Genomic DNA, 17,093 nt, shown 5'->3' on the forward strand with positions numbered 1-17,093 from the left:
CTATGGTATAAAATAAATGATACCAATTACTCTCCCCAAGCGGAGACATGATTAGATACAAGATGAAAATGACAAGTATTTTTTTCTTCATAAGACTTCCCCCTAAATATTTGTTGAGCAAAAACCTTTACACTGCCAGTATAGCACTCCTTTTGACCTTAATTTACCCAAATCATGAATGGTCATCGAAACCTCCTAAATTGTAGAAAAAAAGCAAGCACGAAAAATATGCTTGCCCTAATAAACCATAACCAATCAAAATGCTCTCATCCTTACTTCCCTTTTTTCTGATACATTCTCATGATAGCTAGGACGATAAAGGCTACCCAGCTTGCTAAAACTAGAAGGGTGACGCCTGTATGTAAGATTTCAGGTGTCCTCTCTATTCGGCTGATGAGACGGACTAAGGATATCACTGCCATCTGAATGAGGATCAAGGATTCTGCCCTAACCAATGATGTCTGCTGATTTTCAACTGCATGTAAAAAGGCTGGTAGCAAGACACAGGTTGAAACAATTATAATCAGATTAGCTCCTGTACCTTCTCCTTCGTTGACTAGAGAAAACATGAGAAGATTGGATAGGATGATCAGTACAGAACAAGCTATAAAATAAAATTTCTGGTTCATTTGTTTTTCCTCGAATATTATAAAAAGTCAGGTTGGATAAGGATAAATCGTTGCAGTGTTTTTCAACCTAAAATGCCACGGTTCTCTTGTTCACACATTCTCTAATCAGAACTTGACAGCAAATGAACCGCCAAAACCTGACGAAAGACTTGATCTTGACAGGTGGTATTGAGACTGGCATTGGGATAACTTTCCACAATCTTCATGACGGTATAGAGACCAACACCTCGGTCCTCCCCTTTAGAACTAACTCCAAAAGAGAAGATTTCAGAAACATCTATACCCTCTTCTTTGATGGAGTTTTCAATGATAAAGGTCTCCTGTGCGCCATTTTTTATAAAGGCGATTGAGACATGAGGTTGACTAGCCTCTGCACTAGCTTCAATGGCATTGTCACAAAGGATAGACACAATAGTCAGAAAATCAAGCAGACTCATACTCTCGACTTGAATCTCCTCAGGAACTTCGACATTAAAGACAATTTCCTTTTCTCTAGCTTTTAGAAATTTGCCTGCTAGGAGACTTTTAAGGGCACGGTCACGAATATTCACCAATCTGCCAAGGTCATATTTATTGTCCTGCAATTTTTGGCTAGAGTCCTTTAAGACGGAGTCGTAGACCTCTTTTATCTGCTCCATATCCTCCTCTTCAATGCCCAGACGTAAGCTGGTCAAGAGGTTGGTATAATCATGACGAAAGCTCCGTACTTCCTTGTAAAGCTCCTCTATATGCCGACTATACCGCTCCATATCTCTGTAACGCAAGTCCTGCTCTTGGTTCAGTCTCTCATGGAGTTTGTCCTTCAAATAGGTATCCAATTTCTTGATAACCCCCATAAAAAAGAGCAAGTAAAACACTAGGATGAGATGGCGCACAGTCTTTGATTGAATACCTTGTTCATATTCAAAGTAAGACAGAGTTTGTATCACCAAATAGTAGGCTCCCATTATCCAGTTAATCTTAGTCAGGGACTTTTGAAAACCTTTATCGAAAATATCTTTTTTCAAGTTAGTGAAATCATAGTCCAACCATTTCAAAAAGACTAGGGAAATGAAGAAATTGAAAATTATTATACATAACCAAGCAAATGAGTAATTGTCATCTATTTGCCCTTGGTCTAAAAACGGAAGCACAAAATAAGAAATACCTCTATGAAAGAGATTCACTAATATCATTGGGAAGAGACCATAAAAGAGGAGGAGTTTTTTAGGAAGTCCTCTTAAAAATAAGAAAGATAAGCCTATGCCGTACAAGGGTTCCATAAAATAAAATAGGTAACTATCTCCTACCATATAATCAATCATTAAAAAAACAAAGGCCAACAGTATCTTAAAAAGAAAGGCCTTAAAAATCCTCTCAAAAGTGATACCAATTCCATCCACCTTAAAGAAAATGACAATTTCTAGCCCATGAGTAACAAGTGTATACAACAATATCCAAGCAATATTCATAAACTCTCCTAGCTCAATGTAAGTTATTAATAGCCTCAGACACCTCCCTGACCTTATAACGTGCGATCAGACAGCTTCCGCCATTGGGAAAGAAAAGGAGTTTTTCTTTCTTATCCAAACGAACTACATTAGTTGGATTGACTAGAAAAGAGCGATGGCACTGCAAGAGACGAGGCTCCTGCTTGAGAACCTCCTCTAAACTCGCCGTAAATTCTAACCTGTCTGTCTTGGTATAGAGAATAACACGATGGGGTCTTGGGGACGTTTCGAGATAGTAGACCTCTTTAAAAGGATACTGAAATTGGGCAAATTTTGATTTAAAGTAAAAGCAATCTTCTGCTAGACTTTTACTGTCTTGACTATTGGCATAGAGGAGGACTGTCTCGATCTGAGATTCAAACTCCTCTGCCGATAAGGCCTTATCAATGTAGTCCAAAGCTGACACTTGGTAGCGAAAGGACAGGGGCATAAACTCCGAGTGAGTTGTCACAAAGACGATCAGGGCATAGGGGTCCCTATCCCGAATCTTTCTAGCTACTTCTAGTCCCTTCATCTCTTCATTTCGAATCTCAATGTCCAAAAAGAAAAGCTGATGCGCCCCCTTCTCATGCACCTCTGCCAGCAATTGGTCTGGCTTTCCAAAGACCTCAAAAGAACTGGGAATGATACTCTGTTTTTTCAAAAGTTTTTCAATCGTCGTTTCAATTCTTGCTTGTTGGGAAAAATCATCTTCTAAAACAAATATTCTCATCTTCTTACTCTCCTTGTCTCAACCATTTTTGGCGAATTTCTCTATAACGACGTCTGGAATACTGAACAGCATATCGATCTTCTTCTCCAAGAAAAAGAATCTTCGATTGGAGTTCCATGGATTTTACTCGTTCAAGGTTGACCAGACAATTTCGATGACATCTCGTTAAAGTTTCCCCATATTGTTTTTCAAGCTTGCTTAAATTTTGAAACAGATCAAAGCTAGCGTCTTCTGTAACAATCTGCACGGTATGGGCTTTCCTTGGATGCGTTTGGATGTAGTAGATATCCTTTATGTTTAATTTGAAAATTTCTTTCTCTTTTTGGATGATGATATAGTTCATGGATAAAACCTCCTGAAGAGAGGATACCAAAAGTCTAGAAACTATTTTTCACCAAATCCTAAACGGTTCTTAAAAATTCCTAAAGAGTCGAAGTTTTTTTCGAAATAACTATGATAACCTTACAACTATTTTATCATAAAATCCCGCTATTACCATTCAGGAAATTTCAATGACAATTAAAGATTTGTAGGTAAAAAAAGAGGAAAAAGTGATAGGCTAGGATTATAGAAAGACAAAGGCTTTAAACAACTTTAAAATCATTACAAAGGAGGAATTCTCATGACGGAAACAGACCCAATCAAAAGAGCTCAGACACTGATAACTGAGTTAAACAAAGCTTACCAAGTCTGCAAACAGGCAACAGCTGACGATGTCCGTTTCCAGGAGCAGCTGGACAATATCCTCCGCTTTCTCTCTAAAGCTGAGACAGTGGATAATCGATTCTTGATTGAGCTGGAAAAATTTTACCAAACTTCCAGTCTTCTCATGGGTCTCAGTGCTCTCAATCCAGATGCTCCTACTCGCGCCGCTTGGCGGGCCTACGACCGCTTTCACTTTGACCAAGTCAAGACCAAGTTGAGTCTCTACGGTCCAACTATTATCTTGTAGTAACAAAAAAGAAGCTGAGACAGATTGAACTCAACTTCTTTTTTAGTATCATATAAGCAATGTAATACTCAATGAAAATCAAAGAGCAAACTAGGTCGCTAGCCACAGGCTGCTCAAAGCACTGCTTTGAGGTTGCAGATGGATGCTGACGTGGTTTGAAGAGATTTTCGAAGAGTATTAGTCCTGCATCTGACGTTTCACCTGATAAGGAAGATACAAGATTTGCAAGACCAGTCCAGCTCCAAGGAGGACTAGAAGGGCTAGTTTTTCTTGGAGGGTAATCAACCCAACTACCAGTTGAACCAATAAAACAAAACCAGTCAATCCTCGGACAACTGCTTGTAATCCCTTTTCCTTTTGCCCCTTGTCTAGCGGGAAAAGTTGGGTCAAATATTGGTAATCAAAGGCATGATAGAGGGCCAGCAACTGAAAGAGCAAGAGATAGTTAAATAAAACTACCACTGCTGCGGCTATCCAAGACTGCTCGACAAAGATCAAAGCCAGCAAGGATAGGAAAAGGAGGCGAAAACTGAGGGCAAAAAGATCTCCATTTCGCAGATAAGAACGAAGATAGAGGTTCTGCCAAATCTTGCTCGGCACCTTCTGAACTGCTTTTAGGATAACATCTAGATAAGCTCGTCTCTTGACGCTGTTTGAAATTCCCTTGACTTGGGTAAAGAGGGCAAAGAAGCGAAGCAAGAACTGCTTGCGTTTACTTTCTTGGGCAATCACATAGTCCCAGTCCAGATGATTTGCACTAAAAAACTTGCCAGCCTTTTTCTGAAAAAGGAAATATTTCACGACTCCCAAAAGAAGAACATAAACACCAAAAACCACTAAGCCCAAGCCCATAGCTAAAAATAAAGGAGCAAAAAGGAGCAAAAAGAGAGTCTGTACACTAACCCAAAAGATGAAGGAAACTAGGCTTTGCTTTTGGATATGTTCTCTCACTTCTTCTTCAGCTACTAAGAGAAAGAGCTTATCAGGCGCTTCCACATAAGTCGCTATTCCTCCCCAAAGTAAGAGTAAAACAGAGACAATCCCAATTAAACCTAGGATTGGTAAATGATTCTCAGGGAAATGCTGAAGCAGTTGACTATACTGATAGGCTAGAAAACCTACCAAGACCAGTAAAAACAAGACAAAGTGATCATTGAGCACATAACGCAGATAACCGACACACTCTTTACGAAAAGCCTGCTTTCGCTTTAGAAACAAGTCTTTCATCGGTCCTCCTCTTTGGTCAAAGCCAAATAGATATCATTGAGACTTGCTTCTGGCATGGCAAAAGCTTGTCTCAGCTCTTCAAGATCCCCTTTAGCTCTCACTTGACCTTTGTGAAGAATGACAAAAGAATCACACATTTTTTCAGCAGAGTCAAGAACGTGGGTACTCATGAGGATCGACTTCCCTTTTTTCTTTTCTGCTTCTAGAAGATGAATCAAGTCCGAAATCGCCAAGGGATCAAGACCAAGGAAAGGTTCATCTACGATAAAGAGACTCGGATCCACGACAAAGGCACAGATAATCATGACCTTCTGTTTCATCCCTTTTGAAAAATGAACTGGGAACCAATCTAACTTCTGGTCCAAACGAAACATTTTTAAAAGAGGTTCTACGCGTTCAAAAGCTAAATTTTGCTCAATACCATAGGCCATGGCAACCGTCTCAATATGCTCTCTAAGAGTCAATTCCTCGTACAAACTAGGAGTTTCAGGAATGTAACCAATCTGCTGACGATATTCTCGAGGATTAGCACGTAAGGTTAGACCATCGATACTTATTTCTCCACTATAAGGTGTCAACAGTCCAATAATTTCATTGATGGTCGTTGATTTCCCAGCACCATTGAGACCAATCAAACCGACTAACTGCCCACTTTCAACGGTAAAAGACACATCTTTCAAAACAGGGACATGGACATAGCCACCTGTCAGGTTTTTAATTTCTAACATATTTTCTCCAAATCTGGTATAATGTAGCTATATTATATCAAAATTCAATACAGTAGAGGTAGATTTTATGTCAGATTGCATTTTTTGTAAAATCATCGCAGGAGAAATCCCTGCTTCAAAAGTATATGAGGATGATCAAGTTCTTGCCTTTCTTGATATCTCTCAAGTGACCCCTGGTCACACCTTGGTCGTACCCAAAGAACACTATCGCAATCTTTTGGAAATGGATGCTACAAGCGCTAGCCAACTGTTCGCACAAGTACCAAAGATTGCTCAAAAAGTCATGACAGCTACCAAGGCTACTGGTATGAATATCATCGCAAACTGCGAGGAAGTAGCTGGACAAACTGTTTTCCATACCCATGTCCACCTTGTCCCTCGTTACAGTGCAGATGACGACCTCAAGATTGACTTTATCGCACACGAACCAGACTTCGACAAACTTGCCCAAGTCGCTGAAACTATCAAAAATGCTTAAGGAGTCACTATGAAACTATCAAATTTACTACTTTTTGCAGGCTCTGCAGTCGGTTCCTACCTCCTCGTTAAAAATCGTGAAGCTATCACTGAAGAAGTTTTAGATACTACTGATCGCGTTGAAGCCATTAAGGATGACTTGGATATCATCCAAGATAGCCTGCAAATTATCGACCAACAAAAAGAACTTATAAAGGAATATCAAAAAGATTTGACCTACAAGTTTAAAGTTCTGGAAAAAGACCTTCAAACGAGACTCGCTGTACTAAAAGAAATGCAGGAAACTGAAGAAAAATAAGGAAAAGAAAAACTCCAACTTTCCTTTATTCCCTTTAAATCCATTTTGGGTTAGCAGATCCTAACAGGACAGGGAGGACATGAAAATGAAACAGTTTTTAAAAGTTCTGACGCGGATCATCCTGATCGTTTGTGGTGCTCTCTGCCTTCTTGCAGCTCTAGCATTTCTACTAGTGGCCAATCTTTTCAAGGCCTCACCAGGTGATATTCGAGAAGGAAATGAATCCTTAAGACAAATCTTCATCTCCCTTGACATGCCTCCTGAGAAAGTAGAATCAAATGGAAAGTATCAATTCGAGGGTGGAGGCTTAGATTTTTATGTGACTTTCTCAGATGAGGTCATCAATAGCAACCCTGTCCTAAAAGAAAGTCCCAACCTCACTAAAAACCGACTCAAAGTCTATGTCTTAAACACAGGAGATATTTCCTACCATTCAGTAGAAGACAACTTATTCAATCATGGTTTATTCCAATTTTTAGAGGAGGAAAGCAGGAAGTATTTCCAAGAAATCGGAAAGAAATCAAATCCTTCTTACTTTATTCTATCTTGGCAGGATCAGGAAAGTCTGAAAAAGGGAATCGCATTCTATGAAAAAGCTTTGAACTTGGTGGATATTCAGGATAATTCGGCGACTAAGCGCATTGATACCGTCACAGTTAAGCCTGGCAAAGAAGCGGAGTTCAAGCAACTCATCCAGGATATGGATGCGGCAGGCTTACTCAAGCAAAAGTATAAATAATAGGCTAACTGGAAAATGATTTTTCGACGCTAAATTTTCAAAGATAACACAAAAAGAGCCATTCGGCTCTTTTCAGATTGAAGACAAACACCATTTGGAATGTTTGTCTTCGGTCTGAAATCCTCGGCTGACCCGAAGATTTTTTCTATTTCTTAAAGCCTAAAATGCCGTAGACCGGTGAAAATCATAGTCAAGCCATGCTTATCATCTGCGATAATAGACTCCTCATCACGGACAGATCCACCTGGCTGGTTCGACCCAGTCCAACACTGGGTGTTATGTAGTCATTCGTCATGATGATATCATTTGATTTCACGTATTTGACAGCCTTCCAAGCAAAATTAAAAGTTCTTCTTTTTTATTAATATTATTTAAATCAAAACTAAATAATATGAGCTACGAAAGAAAATAATCGTAAAAATTTTCCATCATTCAAAGCATTAACCGCTTGTTATAATATGTACTTATGGTTATAAAATAGTTAAATCATACTTATCAATTCGCTCTTCGTCTTTTTTTATAACAATATGAATATCAACTTCATGTTGAAAACTATATGATTCAAATGCAAGTTTCAGTAACTGGAGTCGTTGCATAGAATTTAAACTTCCTTCTTTAAATTGAATATTCCCTCCTATAACAGAGCAAACAACTGCCTTCCCATGTGCATTATCATCTATAAATTGACAAAGTTCATATATCATCGAAAAGTAATCTGTATACGTATTTAATTCAATATTATTGGTATTTGTATACTCTGCTATCCTCAATAGAAAGTAATTATCGCAAGCGATAATTCTTTCCTCTGATTCTTTTAGTTCATTCAGTCTTTGATTATCTATACAATTGTTATCTCTAAATTGAAACTGAACTGATTTTATTCGTATATCAGCCTGATCACAATCTAAATTTCTATCCATAGGTATTACTTTTATAAATTTATTGAAATCTTCATCAAATATATTCCCATAATATATATTTAAAATTAATTTTGAATCTTTACTAACATAACGATATAAATATTTTTCTAGTATTTTATCTAATACGTATTTATTCCAAAACCAAGCTCCCAACAATGAAAACATAACAATGGCCAACTCAAATTGTAGAAAATAACATTTTGGAATAATAAGTTGCAAAAACTGTAAAAAACTAAATATTGATGCCCAGGGGAAGAGCCACTTCAATATATGTTGGATGATATCTTGTCTTTCTTTCTTTTTTTTCAAATTCATTTTTATTTTCCTAAATTTCTATAATAGTATTTTGGAGGATTCTGCTTCATAGTGTTATCTTGATTATGTAATCGTTTATATTTTATTGCATCTAAATCAACCTCACAAATATCAACATGAGTATTTTTGGCACCCTTATGGATTGAAATCTGCCTTCTATATTCTTCCTTATACGGGCTAAACACTTCAACCCCCCCTAGCTGTGAATAATTGGTTATAGTTGACACAGCCATCAAATCACGTGATAAACTTTCTGCTATCTGTTTATAATACTTAATATCCTTATTATTAGTAATTAAATGTACTACCTCTGGTTCTTCTTTTGATATTTCATACTTCAAATCTAAAGAAGCTGCTTCATAACAATTTAATACCGCATGGGTACTATCCTTGAATTTTACTATATGCTGATTTTCCCAATCGGATGAGTCAGGAATATAAATTTCCCAATTTTTGTTACGACTGAACCTACTTCCCTGAAATATTTCATATTCAATAGGTGAAGGGTATAATTTTGGTAGTAAAATAATCTCCGTATCTTTATATTCTTTCTCTCCTTTCAACACTTTAAAGGGTCTAATAATAAATGTTAAATTTAATACTTTATTCTCGTTCTCTAGATAGATAAAATCCAAGCCACCAATTACTAATATTTTTGTTTTTCTAGCAAACCTGACAAGTGAATATATTTCTTGCAATGGTATACCTTGTTCAGGATACAATAAAACATCTGTTTTATTCCTATCTGCTTCATTTAGCGTAAGTATAATGTCTTTTATATTGGATTTATTTTTTGAATAATCTTCAAAATATTTTAGTCTCTGACTATATGTTTCAAAATTACTCTGAGATAGCACAATTTTTTTCTTATAGTTATAATCCCCAATTTTTATTCCGTCATTACCATCAAAAACAATAATACCTTTTTCATTATGATAATTATTTCGAAAATTCTTTTTTACTACATCCAAAAAATTTTTGTCAACATTTGAAACAACTAATGATCTAGAGCAACTAAATTCAGCCAATTTTCTTAATTGCTTCTCAAAATAAAATAGACTGTCCTTTTCAACTATATTTCTTAATTTATATCTTGGATATCGAAAGTACTCTTGTATTTGATATAACGAAGTACCATATCGAGCTTTAAAAGTATGTTCAAGATTATTCTTGAAATTTGATAGAAAAATCTTAAACAACTTACTTTTTGGCTCTACATTTTCTTCTAGAGACTGGAGCCTTTTCATAAATTCTAATTTATCCAATTTAATACTAGATTTTTTTGCCAATTCTTCACACAATAGAATTTTATTTGAAACTAATTCAATTATAATTAACTGATACCAATAATCAAATAAATTCAAAAAAAATTCATCATCAACAAATGAGTAAAAGTATTTAAGAAACTTCTTTGCCAAGTTTACATTCTCTTCATCAATGTCCTCTTTAAGATTCCAAAAAATATAGTTGAATACCGTAGAAATAGTCCGACTAATATACTTTTTATCTCTGACTATTGTAAATAAGTCTGAAATTTTCGTAAGTCCTTGCGTTAAGTTATAGGCATTTTCAAATTCTTTATCATATTCATTAGGGTCTATTAATCTATAACTATCACTGGAAAGTTGTTGAGTTTCTTTCGCGAATTTATTCAAATAATTGATATCGTTCCGTTTATTAACAATAAAAAATAATGTTTTATCTTCACTAAGTTTGACGGACTTCTTCTCATTTAATTTAAGTGAATCTCTTATTTGTGTGATTTTTGCTTTTATATTATCTATTTCAGGCAAGTCTCCTGGTTTATATTTTTCAGAAACATCTGTTTTTACCAAAAAAACAATATCATCTACATATCGACTATAGTTTACTGGATAAAACGTTTGCTTTATTTTATTGTCTAAATCTAATAGATAAAAATTGATTAAAATGTTGCTGGGTAAAAATCCAATTGGCAAAACTGTTTCAGAAACTAAATTATTATCTACTTTTGAATCTTTTAAAAAATCTCTTATTCCTTCTAACTCATTATACTTTTCTATAATCTTAAAAATATACTCTGTAATAAATTCAAAATTCTTTGTATAATTTTGTCCTAATTCTTCTACTAATTCTTTTTTTAACTTTTCGACATTTACATTGTAATAACATCTTGACAAATCTGTTTGTACATATATGCCTGTTTCTTTTTCTTCTATCCATTGACGCATCTTATTAAAATTCGAATCTCTGAATTCAGAATAAGCATCGAAATATGGGTTAAAAAAACTACTTTGAGATTGAGAAAGTCTATTAGCATATACATCATCTTTAAGCCTACTATCAATTAATCTAGCAACAGTTTCTAACCAAATTGCACTCACAATAAAATCTTGTAAACTTATCTGAATAAAATAATTAAATTCGATCTTTCCTGATATTTTTTTAGATGAAGAAAAAGTAACAACATTGTGAGATTGATTTTCAGATTCTTCTCTAACTTTTTTATACATTGAAACTGCTTTAATTTCGTCTAAGCAAGGCTCAATTGTCTGACTTATTAACTCCTTCTTAATAGAAGAAATTCTTGAAACAAGCATATCTAGAAGATTTTCCTCTTTATCTCCACTAAACCAAGCTGACCAATTGTAAAACATTCTCTTGTTGTATTTTAACTCATTTAAAATTTTTGTAGCTACAATTTTTTCATTAACATCATTAATATCCATATTGTTTTTATCTATCAATTGATTATACCTCTTCACTCTCCATAATCTTAGTATATCAAATTTTTTTTGCATTTAAAACTTAAATATAATACTTGCAACAAAAAACATCCAATTTCTTGGATGTTTCAAATTTAAGACAAAGTCCTTAGAACTCAAGTTTCTAAGGGCTTTTCTTTTTATGGTTTCAAGCCAGTTTTTCTCATAGAGAAAAACAAGAAAACCACCAGCTATGCTGGTGGCTGAAAAGGCTTCTAGCTTCCATTTATTTTTTCAAGTATAATCTAATTGTTCAGGTTAGATAAAGGAGGAAAAATAAATGGCTAAAACCAGTTACAGTTTATCACATACCAAATGAATGTGCAAATATCATATAGTTTGCACACCTAAGTATCGCCGTAAGGCGATATATTACAAAGTCAGGTCGGATTTGATAGATATTATTAAACATCTATGCCGTTGTCGTGGCGTGGAGATTATCGAAGGTCATATGATGCCAGACCATGTACACCTGCTTGTACTGATACCTCCCAAACTTTCGATTTCCGATTTTATGGGGTATCTCAAGAGTAAAAGTGCATTGATGATATTTGATAAGCACGCTCATTTAAAATATAAGTATGGAAATCGAAAGTTCTGGGCTAGAGAATACTATGTAAGTACCGTTGGACTAAACGAAAAGACCGTAGCTAAATATATTCGCGAGCAGGAAAAGAATGACATTGCACTCGATAAGCTGAGTGTAAAAGAATATGAAGATCCGTTTTCTGATGGTGGATTTAGAATAAGGTAAAAGCCCGTTGTGACGGGCATTAGTCAAGTAATATAGCACGACCTGAACGAAGTTCAGCGAGCGTCTTTAGACGTCGCTGAAGAGAAACGGCTTATAGCCGGTGTACAAGCCACCCGTTTTCACGGGTGGTTATGATTCATTCTCCTTCAAAGGCATCTTTAATATGGTCAAAGAAGCCCTTTTTCTTAGGATTGACTTTTAGATCACCAGCAACTGCGAATTCTTTCAAGGCTGCTTTTTGGCGGTCGTTCAAGCCTGTTGGTGTTACAACATTAACAGTAACGTATTGGTCTCCAAGGGCACCACCACGAAGACTTGGAGCTCCCTTACCACGTAGGCGGAATCGTTTACCAGTCTGAGTTCCTTCTGGAATGACTAATTCTACATCACCATGAACTGTAGGGATGTCTACTGTATCACCAAGTGCTGCTTGAACAAAATTGAGGTTCAAATTGTAGAAGATAGTGGTTCCTTCACGTTCAAACTTATCGCTAGCTTCAACTGAAACCACCACGTACAAGTCACCATAAGGTCCACCGTTAAAGCCAGCTTCACCTTGACCAGCTAGGCGGATCTGTTGACCTGTTTCCACACCAGCAGGGATTTTTACGTGTACGCTATGGGCTTGTTTTTCATGACCAGTTCCATGACAGGTTGTACATGGATCTTTGATTTCTTGACCACGGCCATGACAGACATCACAGGTTACTTGGCGACGCATCACACCGAGCGGTGTTTGGGTGTCAACATTAATCACACCTGAACCATGACAGCGTCCACAAGTAACTGGACTTGTTCCAGGTTTAGCACCAGACCCATTACAAGTACGACAGCTTGCTTCACGATTGTATTTGACTTCCTTTTCAGTACCAAAAATAGCTTCTTCAAAAGTCAAATGAACGCGATACTGGAGGTCGTCACCTTGACGAGGGGCATTTGGATTACGTGATGCACCGCCACCACCAAAGAAGCTTGAGAAGATATCTTCAAATCCGCCAAAACCACCTGCTCCATCGAAGCCACCGAAACCGCCAGCACCACCAAAACCACCATTGGCACCCGCAGCACCGTATTGGTCATAGGCAGCACGTTTCTGTTCATCGCTCAAAGTTTCATAAGCTTCTTGAACTTCCTTGTACTTGTCCTCAGCTCCAGGATCCTTGTTGATATCTGGATGATATTTTTTAGATAATTTCCGATAGGCTTTCTTGATCTCATCTTGAGACGCATTTTTCGAAACGCCCAAACGGTCATAAAATTCAGTATTGTTCATACAAGATACTAAGAGCGAACAGAAAGCGACTGAAATTTAGGAAACCGACAAGAAATCCTGATTTCTTAGGAGGTTTATCTAATTTCCAAGCTTTCCGCTCGAGTTCAATTCCCCGAACGCTCTTTGTTCCTTTCTATTGATGTTGTGAATCAAACCACGAATTTAGGTCGGGTTCAATTCCTTTCTTTCATATTGAATTAGAAACTTTGGAACCCGTGTTCAGTTGCAAACACTCTTTGTTCCTTTCTATAATTTATAAGTAAATCTTTAGAGGCTGTTTTCTAAACTCTGCTTCACTTGATCAAACTCTTGGTCCGATAGAGTAAATATCAAATCCTCTTCTGCATACTCCTTGTGCTCTTTAAAATAGTTGTCCGTATTTTCTGCCAGCCCTAAACTTAGAATCACTTTTCTTGCAAACTCTTGGTACGCAAAACCGATAGCCGTAATGATTTGTTTATCTTGCACAACCAGTTTGGGTTGGAAATTCTCACGAGGAAGAAATTCAAAATAGTCAAAGAAGTTTTGCCAAATTCCACCTGTAAATTTCGTATCCTTCAACAAGCCTGCTTTCGCCAATAAAAGAGGCGCTGAAGAAATGGCTGCAATGAGGATATCTTGCTCACCAAGGCCCCTCAAGAACGAAATCAATTTCTCATCGCGTAGAGCAGGACCTATATTCACCATTCCTGGCAAAATGATACAAGAATAATCTTCTAGGTTTATTTGATCCAGTGTTTTGGTCGGTTGACAGGGCAAACCATCCTCAGAGACCACCTTCGAGTGATCTGAAGCGACATAATCAATCGTGATATCAAAAGACAGAGCTAAAGTACTCGTTAAAGCGGTTATCTCATAAAGAGAAAAATTAGGATAAATGATACAAAGTACTTTTTTCATACGCAACATCCTCTATTTTACCGAAAAACAGAGGCTGGGTTGCAACCTCTGGATTTCTTCTTATCATTACGACGTTCAAAAACAAAGTCGATTATACTATGTTTTTGAACTAGTAAGGCTGAATTGAGTTTCGGATTAAAGGAATCCTAAAATCTCGGAACCTTTCTTTATTTCAGGAGGTTCCGCTAAAACAATCCACTGGATTGTTTTACTTTTCAGTAAACTCTCCGTCTACGACGTCATCGCCTGCGTTTCCTGTTGCTTGTGCGCCTTCTGCTCCTGCTTGAGCTTGTTGAGCTGCTGCGGCTTGTTCGTAGAGTTTAACGGCAAGTCCTTGAGCTTTTTCGTTCAATGCTTCAAGTTTTGCTTTCATTTCGTCCAAGTTGTTGTCTTCTTGGGCTTTCTTAAGCTCATCGAGGGCAGCTTGGGCAGCATCACGTTCTGCATCGAAGACTTTACCTTCAGTTTCTTTGATTGTCTTTTCAGTCGCAAAGATTGCTTGGTCTACTTCGTTACGAAGGTCAACTTCTTCTTTACGTTTCTTATCTGCTTCAGCGTTAGCTTCTGCATCTTTCATCATGCGGTCGATTTCTTCGTCTGTCAAACCTGAGTTTGATTGGATAACGATTGTTTGTTCTTTTTGAGTTCCAAGGTCTTTGGCTTTAACAGATACGATACCGTTCTTGTCGATATCGAAAGTTACTTCGATTTGTGGGATACCACGAGGTGCAGCTGGGATATCTGTCAATTGGAAACGTCCAAGAGTCTTGTTATCTGCTGCCATTGGGCGTTCACCTTGAAGAACGTGGATATCAACGGCTGGTTGGTTGTCTGCTGCAGTTGAGAAGACTTGTGATTTAGATGTTGGAATAGTTGTGTTACGGTCGATGAGTTTTGTGAAGACTCCACCCATTGTTTCGATACCAAGTGACAATGGAGTTACGTCAAGAAGGACAACGTCTTTGACATCACCAGTGATGACACCACCTTGGATAGCAGCACCCATGGCAACAACTTCATCAGGGTTCACTGATTTATTTGGTTCTTTACCAGTTTCAGCCTTAACAGCTTCTACAACGGCAGGGATACGAGTTGAACCACCGACAAGGATGACTTCGTCGATATCTGACAAGCTCAAACCTGCATCTGAAAGAGCTTGACGAACTGGAACTTTTGTACGTTCTACAAGGTCACGAGTCAAATCGTCAAATTTAGCACGAGTCAATGTCATTTCCAAGTGAAGAGGTCCAGCCTCGCCAGCAGTGATGAATGGCAAGCTGATTTGAGTTGAAGTTACACCAGAAAGGTCTTTCTTCGCTTTTTCAGCTGCATCTTTCAAACGTTGAAGGGCCATCTTGTCTGTTGACAAATCAATGCCGTTTTCTTTCTTGAATTCTGCTACCAAGTGGTCGATGATTTTTTGGTCAAAGTCGTCACCACCGAGTTTATTATCCCCTGCAGTTGCCAATACATCAAAGACACCGTCACCCAATTCAAGGATAGATACGTCGAATGTACCTCCACCAAGGTCGAATACCAAGATTTTTTCTTCTTTATCAGTCTTATCCAAACCATAAGCAAGGGCTGCTGCAGTTGGTTCGTTGACGATACGTTCTACTTCAAGACCAGCGATTTTACCAGCGTCTTTTGTTGCTTGACGTTGAGCATCGTTGAAGTAAGCTGGAACTGTGATAACTGCTTTAGTTACTTTTTCACCAAGGTATTCTTCAGCGTAACCTTTCAAGTATTGAAGGATCATAGCTGAGATTTCTTGTGGAGTGTATTCTTTACCGTTAGCAGAAACTTTTTCAGAAGTACCCATCTTAGATTTGATAGAAATCACTGTATCTGGGTTTGTTACTGCTTGACGTTTTGCTGCGTCACCAACGATGATTTCACCGTTTTTGAATGACACTACAGATGGAGTTGTGCGGTTTCCTTCTGGGTTTGCGATAATTTTGCTTTCAGTTCCTTCAAGAACTGCTACTGCTGAGTTTGTTGTACCTAAGTCAATACCGATAATTTTTGACATATGTTTTTCTCCTTGTTATTTTTTCTCTTTTTTCTTTTTGATACTCTTCTTAAGTGGCGACGTCGTCAGAGCTTGACTTCGTCAATCTCTTTGACTAAACTTTGAGCCTAAGGTCTCAAAGTTTGCGAAGATACCGCCACGGCGAAGAGTATCGCCTTTGGTTCGCTTCGCTCACTATTGGCAAAGCTGAACCATTGTTTATCTTTCTTTCATAGTTTATTGTCGTTTCGGACAAGGTTTCAATGTATATAAGTTGCGACACGAGAAGTCGAAATCGATATTATTTCGACGACGAGTTAGTAAGGAGGCTAGGCAAACGCCATAGCGATTGCCGTTTTCTGACGAGTTGCTTTAGCTACCGTCAGAATTGCCTAGTTATAAACCACTACCATAGCCGGTCTTAGGATGCGGTCATGAAGTTTGTAGCCTTTTTGGAAGACTTGTGCGATGGTGTCTGCTGGATGTTCGTCATCTGCTGGAACTGTTTGAATAGCCATGTGGTAGTTATGGTCAAATTCTCCATCTGCTGGGATTTCTTCGATCCCTTCTTCTTTCAGAGCATGTACCAAACTTTCTTGGACCATTTCCAAGCCCTTCTTCACATCATCTGTCAACCCTTCGACGGCAAGGGCACGTTCGAGGTTATCAAGTGATGGCAAGATTACTTTTGCCAAATCTTGACTGCGATAGCGTTGCAAGAGTTGGCGCTCTTCGTTGGCACGGCGCTGAATGTTTTGCATTTCTGCATGAGCACGAAGGTATTTATTTTCAAATTCTTCGGCACGTTCATTGGCCAAGTCCAATTCAGACTTTTCAGGTCTTGTTTCTTCAGCTGTTTCCACAACTTCCTCTTCTTTTACTTCTTCATTTTTAATATCTTGGGCCATTTTCGCCTCCTTTAAT

Annotated in this window: 17 protein-coding genes and 1 pseudogene; 5 read left to right on the forward strand and 13 right to left on the reverse strand. The window is 37.6% G+C overall.

Annotation, left to right across the window (positions count from 1 at the left end; all coding sequences use genetic code 11):
• Positions 1-272: 272 nt before the first annotated feature.
• From HMPREF2795_RS06740 to HMPREF2795_RS06755, 4 genes are all read right to left on the reverse strand, one after another.
• Positions 273-629: a hypothetical protein gene (locus HMPREF2795_RS06740; protein ID WP_049527003.1), complete on the reverse strand. Its 357-nt coding sequence runs from the start codon at positions 627-629 to the stop codon at positions 273-275.
• Positions 630-730: 101 nt separating this feature from the next.
• Positions 731-2,080, reverse strand: a complete 1,350-nt coding sequence (locus HMPREF2795_RS06745) for a sensor histidine kinase (RefSeq protein WP_049508526.1) — start codon at positions 2,078-2,080, stop codon at positions 731-733.
• A gap of 13 nt (positions 2,081-2,093) precedes the next feature.
• Entirely contained in the window at positions 2,094-2,831 is a 738-nt protein-coding gene (locus HMPREF2795_RS06750) for a response regulator transcription factor (protein ID WP_049527002.1), read from the reverse strand.
• A 4-nt stretch (positions 2,832-2,835) separates the two neighbouring features.
• Positions 2,836-3,174, reverse strand: a complete 339-nt coding sequence (locus HMPREF2795_RS06755) for a LytTR family DNA-binding domain-containing protein (protein WP_075228505.1) — start codon at positions 3,172-3,174, stop codon at positions 2,836-2,838.
• A gap of 279 nt (positions 3,175-3,453) precedes the next feature.
• On the opposite strand from HMPREF2795_RS06755, the gene HMPREF2795_RS06760 reads away from it, so the two are divergent.
• Positions 3,454-3,783, forward strand: coding sequence for a helicase BlpT (locus HMPREF2795_RS06760; RefSeq protein ID WP_075228506.1), 330 nt, complete (start codon positions 3,454-3,456; stop codon positions 3,781-3,783).
• A gap of 177 nt (positions 3,784-3,960) precedes the next feature.
• Here the strand turns inward: HMPREF2795_RS06760 and HMPREF2795_RS06765 are convergent, their stop codons facing one another.
• A complete protein-coding gene (locus tag HMPREF2795_RS06765) occupies positions 3,961-5,010 on the reverse strand; it encodes an ABC transporter permease (protein WP_075228507.1) in 1,050 nt (349 codons plus the stop codon).
• A complete protein-coding gene (locus tag HMPREF2795_RS06770; RefSeq protein ID WP_075228508.1) occupies positions 5,007-5,738 on the reverse strand; it encodes an ABC transporter ATP-binding protein in 732 nt (243 codons plus the stop codon). Before HMPREF2795_RS06770 ends, HMPREF2795_RS06765 begins: the two co-directional genes overlap by 4 nt.
• A 67-nt stretch (positions 5,739-5,805) precedes the next feature.
• Here HMPREF2795_RS06770 and HMPREF2795_RS06775 point away from each other — a divergent pair, with 67 nt between their 5' ends.
• The 3 genes from HMPREF2795_RS06775 (at position 5,806) to HMPREF2795_RS06785 (ending at position 7,252) form a co-directional block, all read left to right on the forward strand.
• The gene (locus tag HMPREF2795_RS06775; RefSeq protein ID WP_075228509.1) at positions 5,806-6,216 is read left to right on the forward strand and encodes an HIT family protein; all 411 of its coding nucleotides are present in this window, start codon (positions 5,806-5,808) and stop codon (positions 6,214-6,216) included.
• Positions 6,217-6,225: 9 nt separating this feature from the next.
• Entirely contained in the window at positions 6,226-6,513 is a 288-nt protein-coding gene (locus HMPREF2795_RS06780; RefSeq protein ID WP_075228510.1) for a hypothetical protein, read from the forward strand.
• A gap of 85 nt (positions 6,514-6,598) precedes the next feature.
• Positions 6,599-7,252: a hypothetical protein gene (locus tag HMPREF2795_RS06785; RefSeq protein ID WP_075228511.1), complete on the forward strand. Its 654-nt coding sequence runs from the start codon at positions 6,599-6,601 to the stop codon at positions 7,250-7,252.
• Between the two features lie 152 nt (positions 7,253-7,404).
• Here HMPREF2795_RS06785 and HMPREF2795_RS10340 read toward each other — a convergent pair.
• The 3 genes and pseudogenes from HMPREF2795_RS10340 to HMPREF2795_RS06795 all read right to left on the reverse strand — a co-directional run.
• Positions 7,405-7,592: pseudogene (locus HMPREF2795_RS10340) on the reverse strand (bifunctional phosphoribosylaminoimidazolecarboxamide formyltransferase/IMP cyclohydrolase PurH); the annotation flags it as partial.
• Positions 7,593-7,722: 130 nt separating this feature from the next.
• Positions 7,723-8,487: a hypothetical protein gene (locus tag HMPREF2795_RS06790; protein ID WP_075228512.1), complete on the reverse strand. Its 765-nt coding sequence runs from the start codon at positions 8,485-8,487 to the stop codon at positions 7,723-7,725.
• 2 nt (positions 8,488-8,489) lie between these two features.
• Positions 8,490-11,195, reverse strand: coding sequence for an RNA-directed DNA polymerase (locus HMPREF2795_RS06795; RefSeq protein ID WP_075228532.1), 2,706 nt, complete (start codon positions 11,193-11,195; stop codon positions 8,490-8,492).
• Between the two features lie 355 nt (positions 11,196-11,550).
• Here HMPREF2795_RS06795 and tnpA point away from each other — a divergent pair, with 355 nt between their 5' ends.
• Entirely contained in the window at positions 11,551-11,985 is a 435-nt protein-coding gene (gene tnpA / locus HMPREF2795_RS06800) for an IS200/IS605 family transposase (protein WP_075228513.1), read from the forward strand.
• A gap of 136 nt (positions 11,986-12,121) precedes the next feature.
• Here tnpA and dnaJ read toward each other — a convergent pair whose 3' ends face one another.
• The 4 genes from dnaJ to grpE form a co-directional block, all read right to left on the reverse strand.
• A complete protein-coding gene (gene dnaJ / locus HMPREF2795_RS06805; RefSeq protein ID WP_075228514.1) occupies positions 12,122-13,258 on the reverse strand; it encodes a molecular chaperone DnaJ in 1,137 nt (378 codons plus the stop codon).
• Between the two features lie 267 nt (positions 13,259-13,525).
• On the reverse strand, positions 13,526-14,158 hold the full coding sequence (locus HMPREF2795_RS06810; RefSeq protein WP_075228515.1) for a DJ-1/PfpI family protein: 633 nt from the start codon (positions 14,156-14,158) through the stop codon (positions 13,526-13,528).
• Positions 14,159-14,366: 208 nt separating this feature from the next.
• Positions 14,367-16,190, reverse strand: coding sequence for a molecular chaperone DnaK (dnaK, locus tag HMPREF2795_RS06815; RefSeq protein ID WP_075228516.1), 1,824 nt, complete (start codon positions 16,188-16,190; stop codon positions 14,367-14,369).
• Positions 16,191-16,561: 371 nt separating this feature from the next.
• The gene (grpE, locus tag HMPREF2795_RS06820; RefSeq protein WP_075228517.1) at positions 16,562-17,077 is read right to left on the reverse strand and encodes a nucleotide exchange factor GrpE; all 516 of its coding nucleotides are present in this window, start codon (positions 17,075-17,077) and stop codon (positions 16,562-16,564) included.
• Between the last annotated feature and the right edge of the window lie 16 nt (positions 17,078-17,093).

The sequence above is a fragment of the Streptococcus sp. HMSC056C01 genome (genome assembly GCF_001811305.1).
In the GTDB taxonomy this organism is placed as follows: Bacteria; Bacillota; Bacilli; order Lactobacillales; family Streptococcaceae; genus Streptococcus.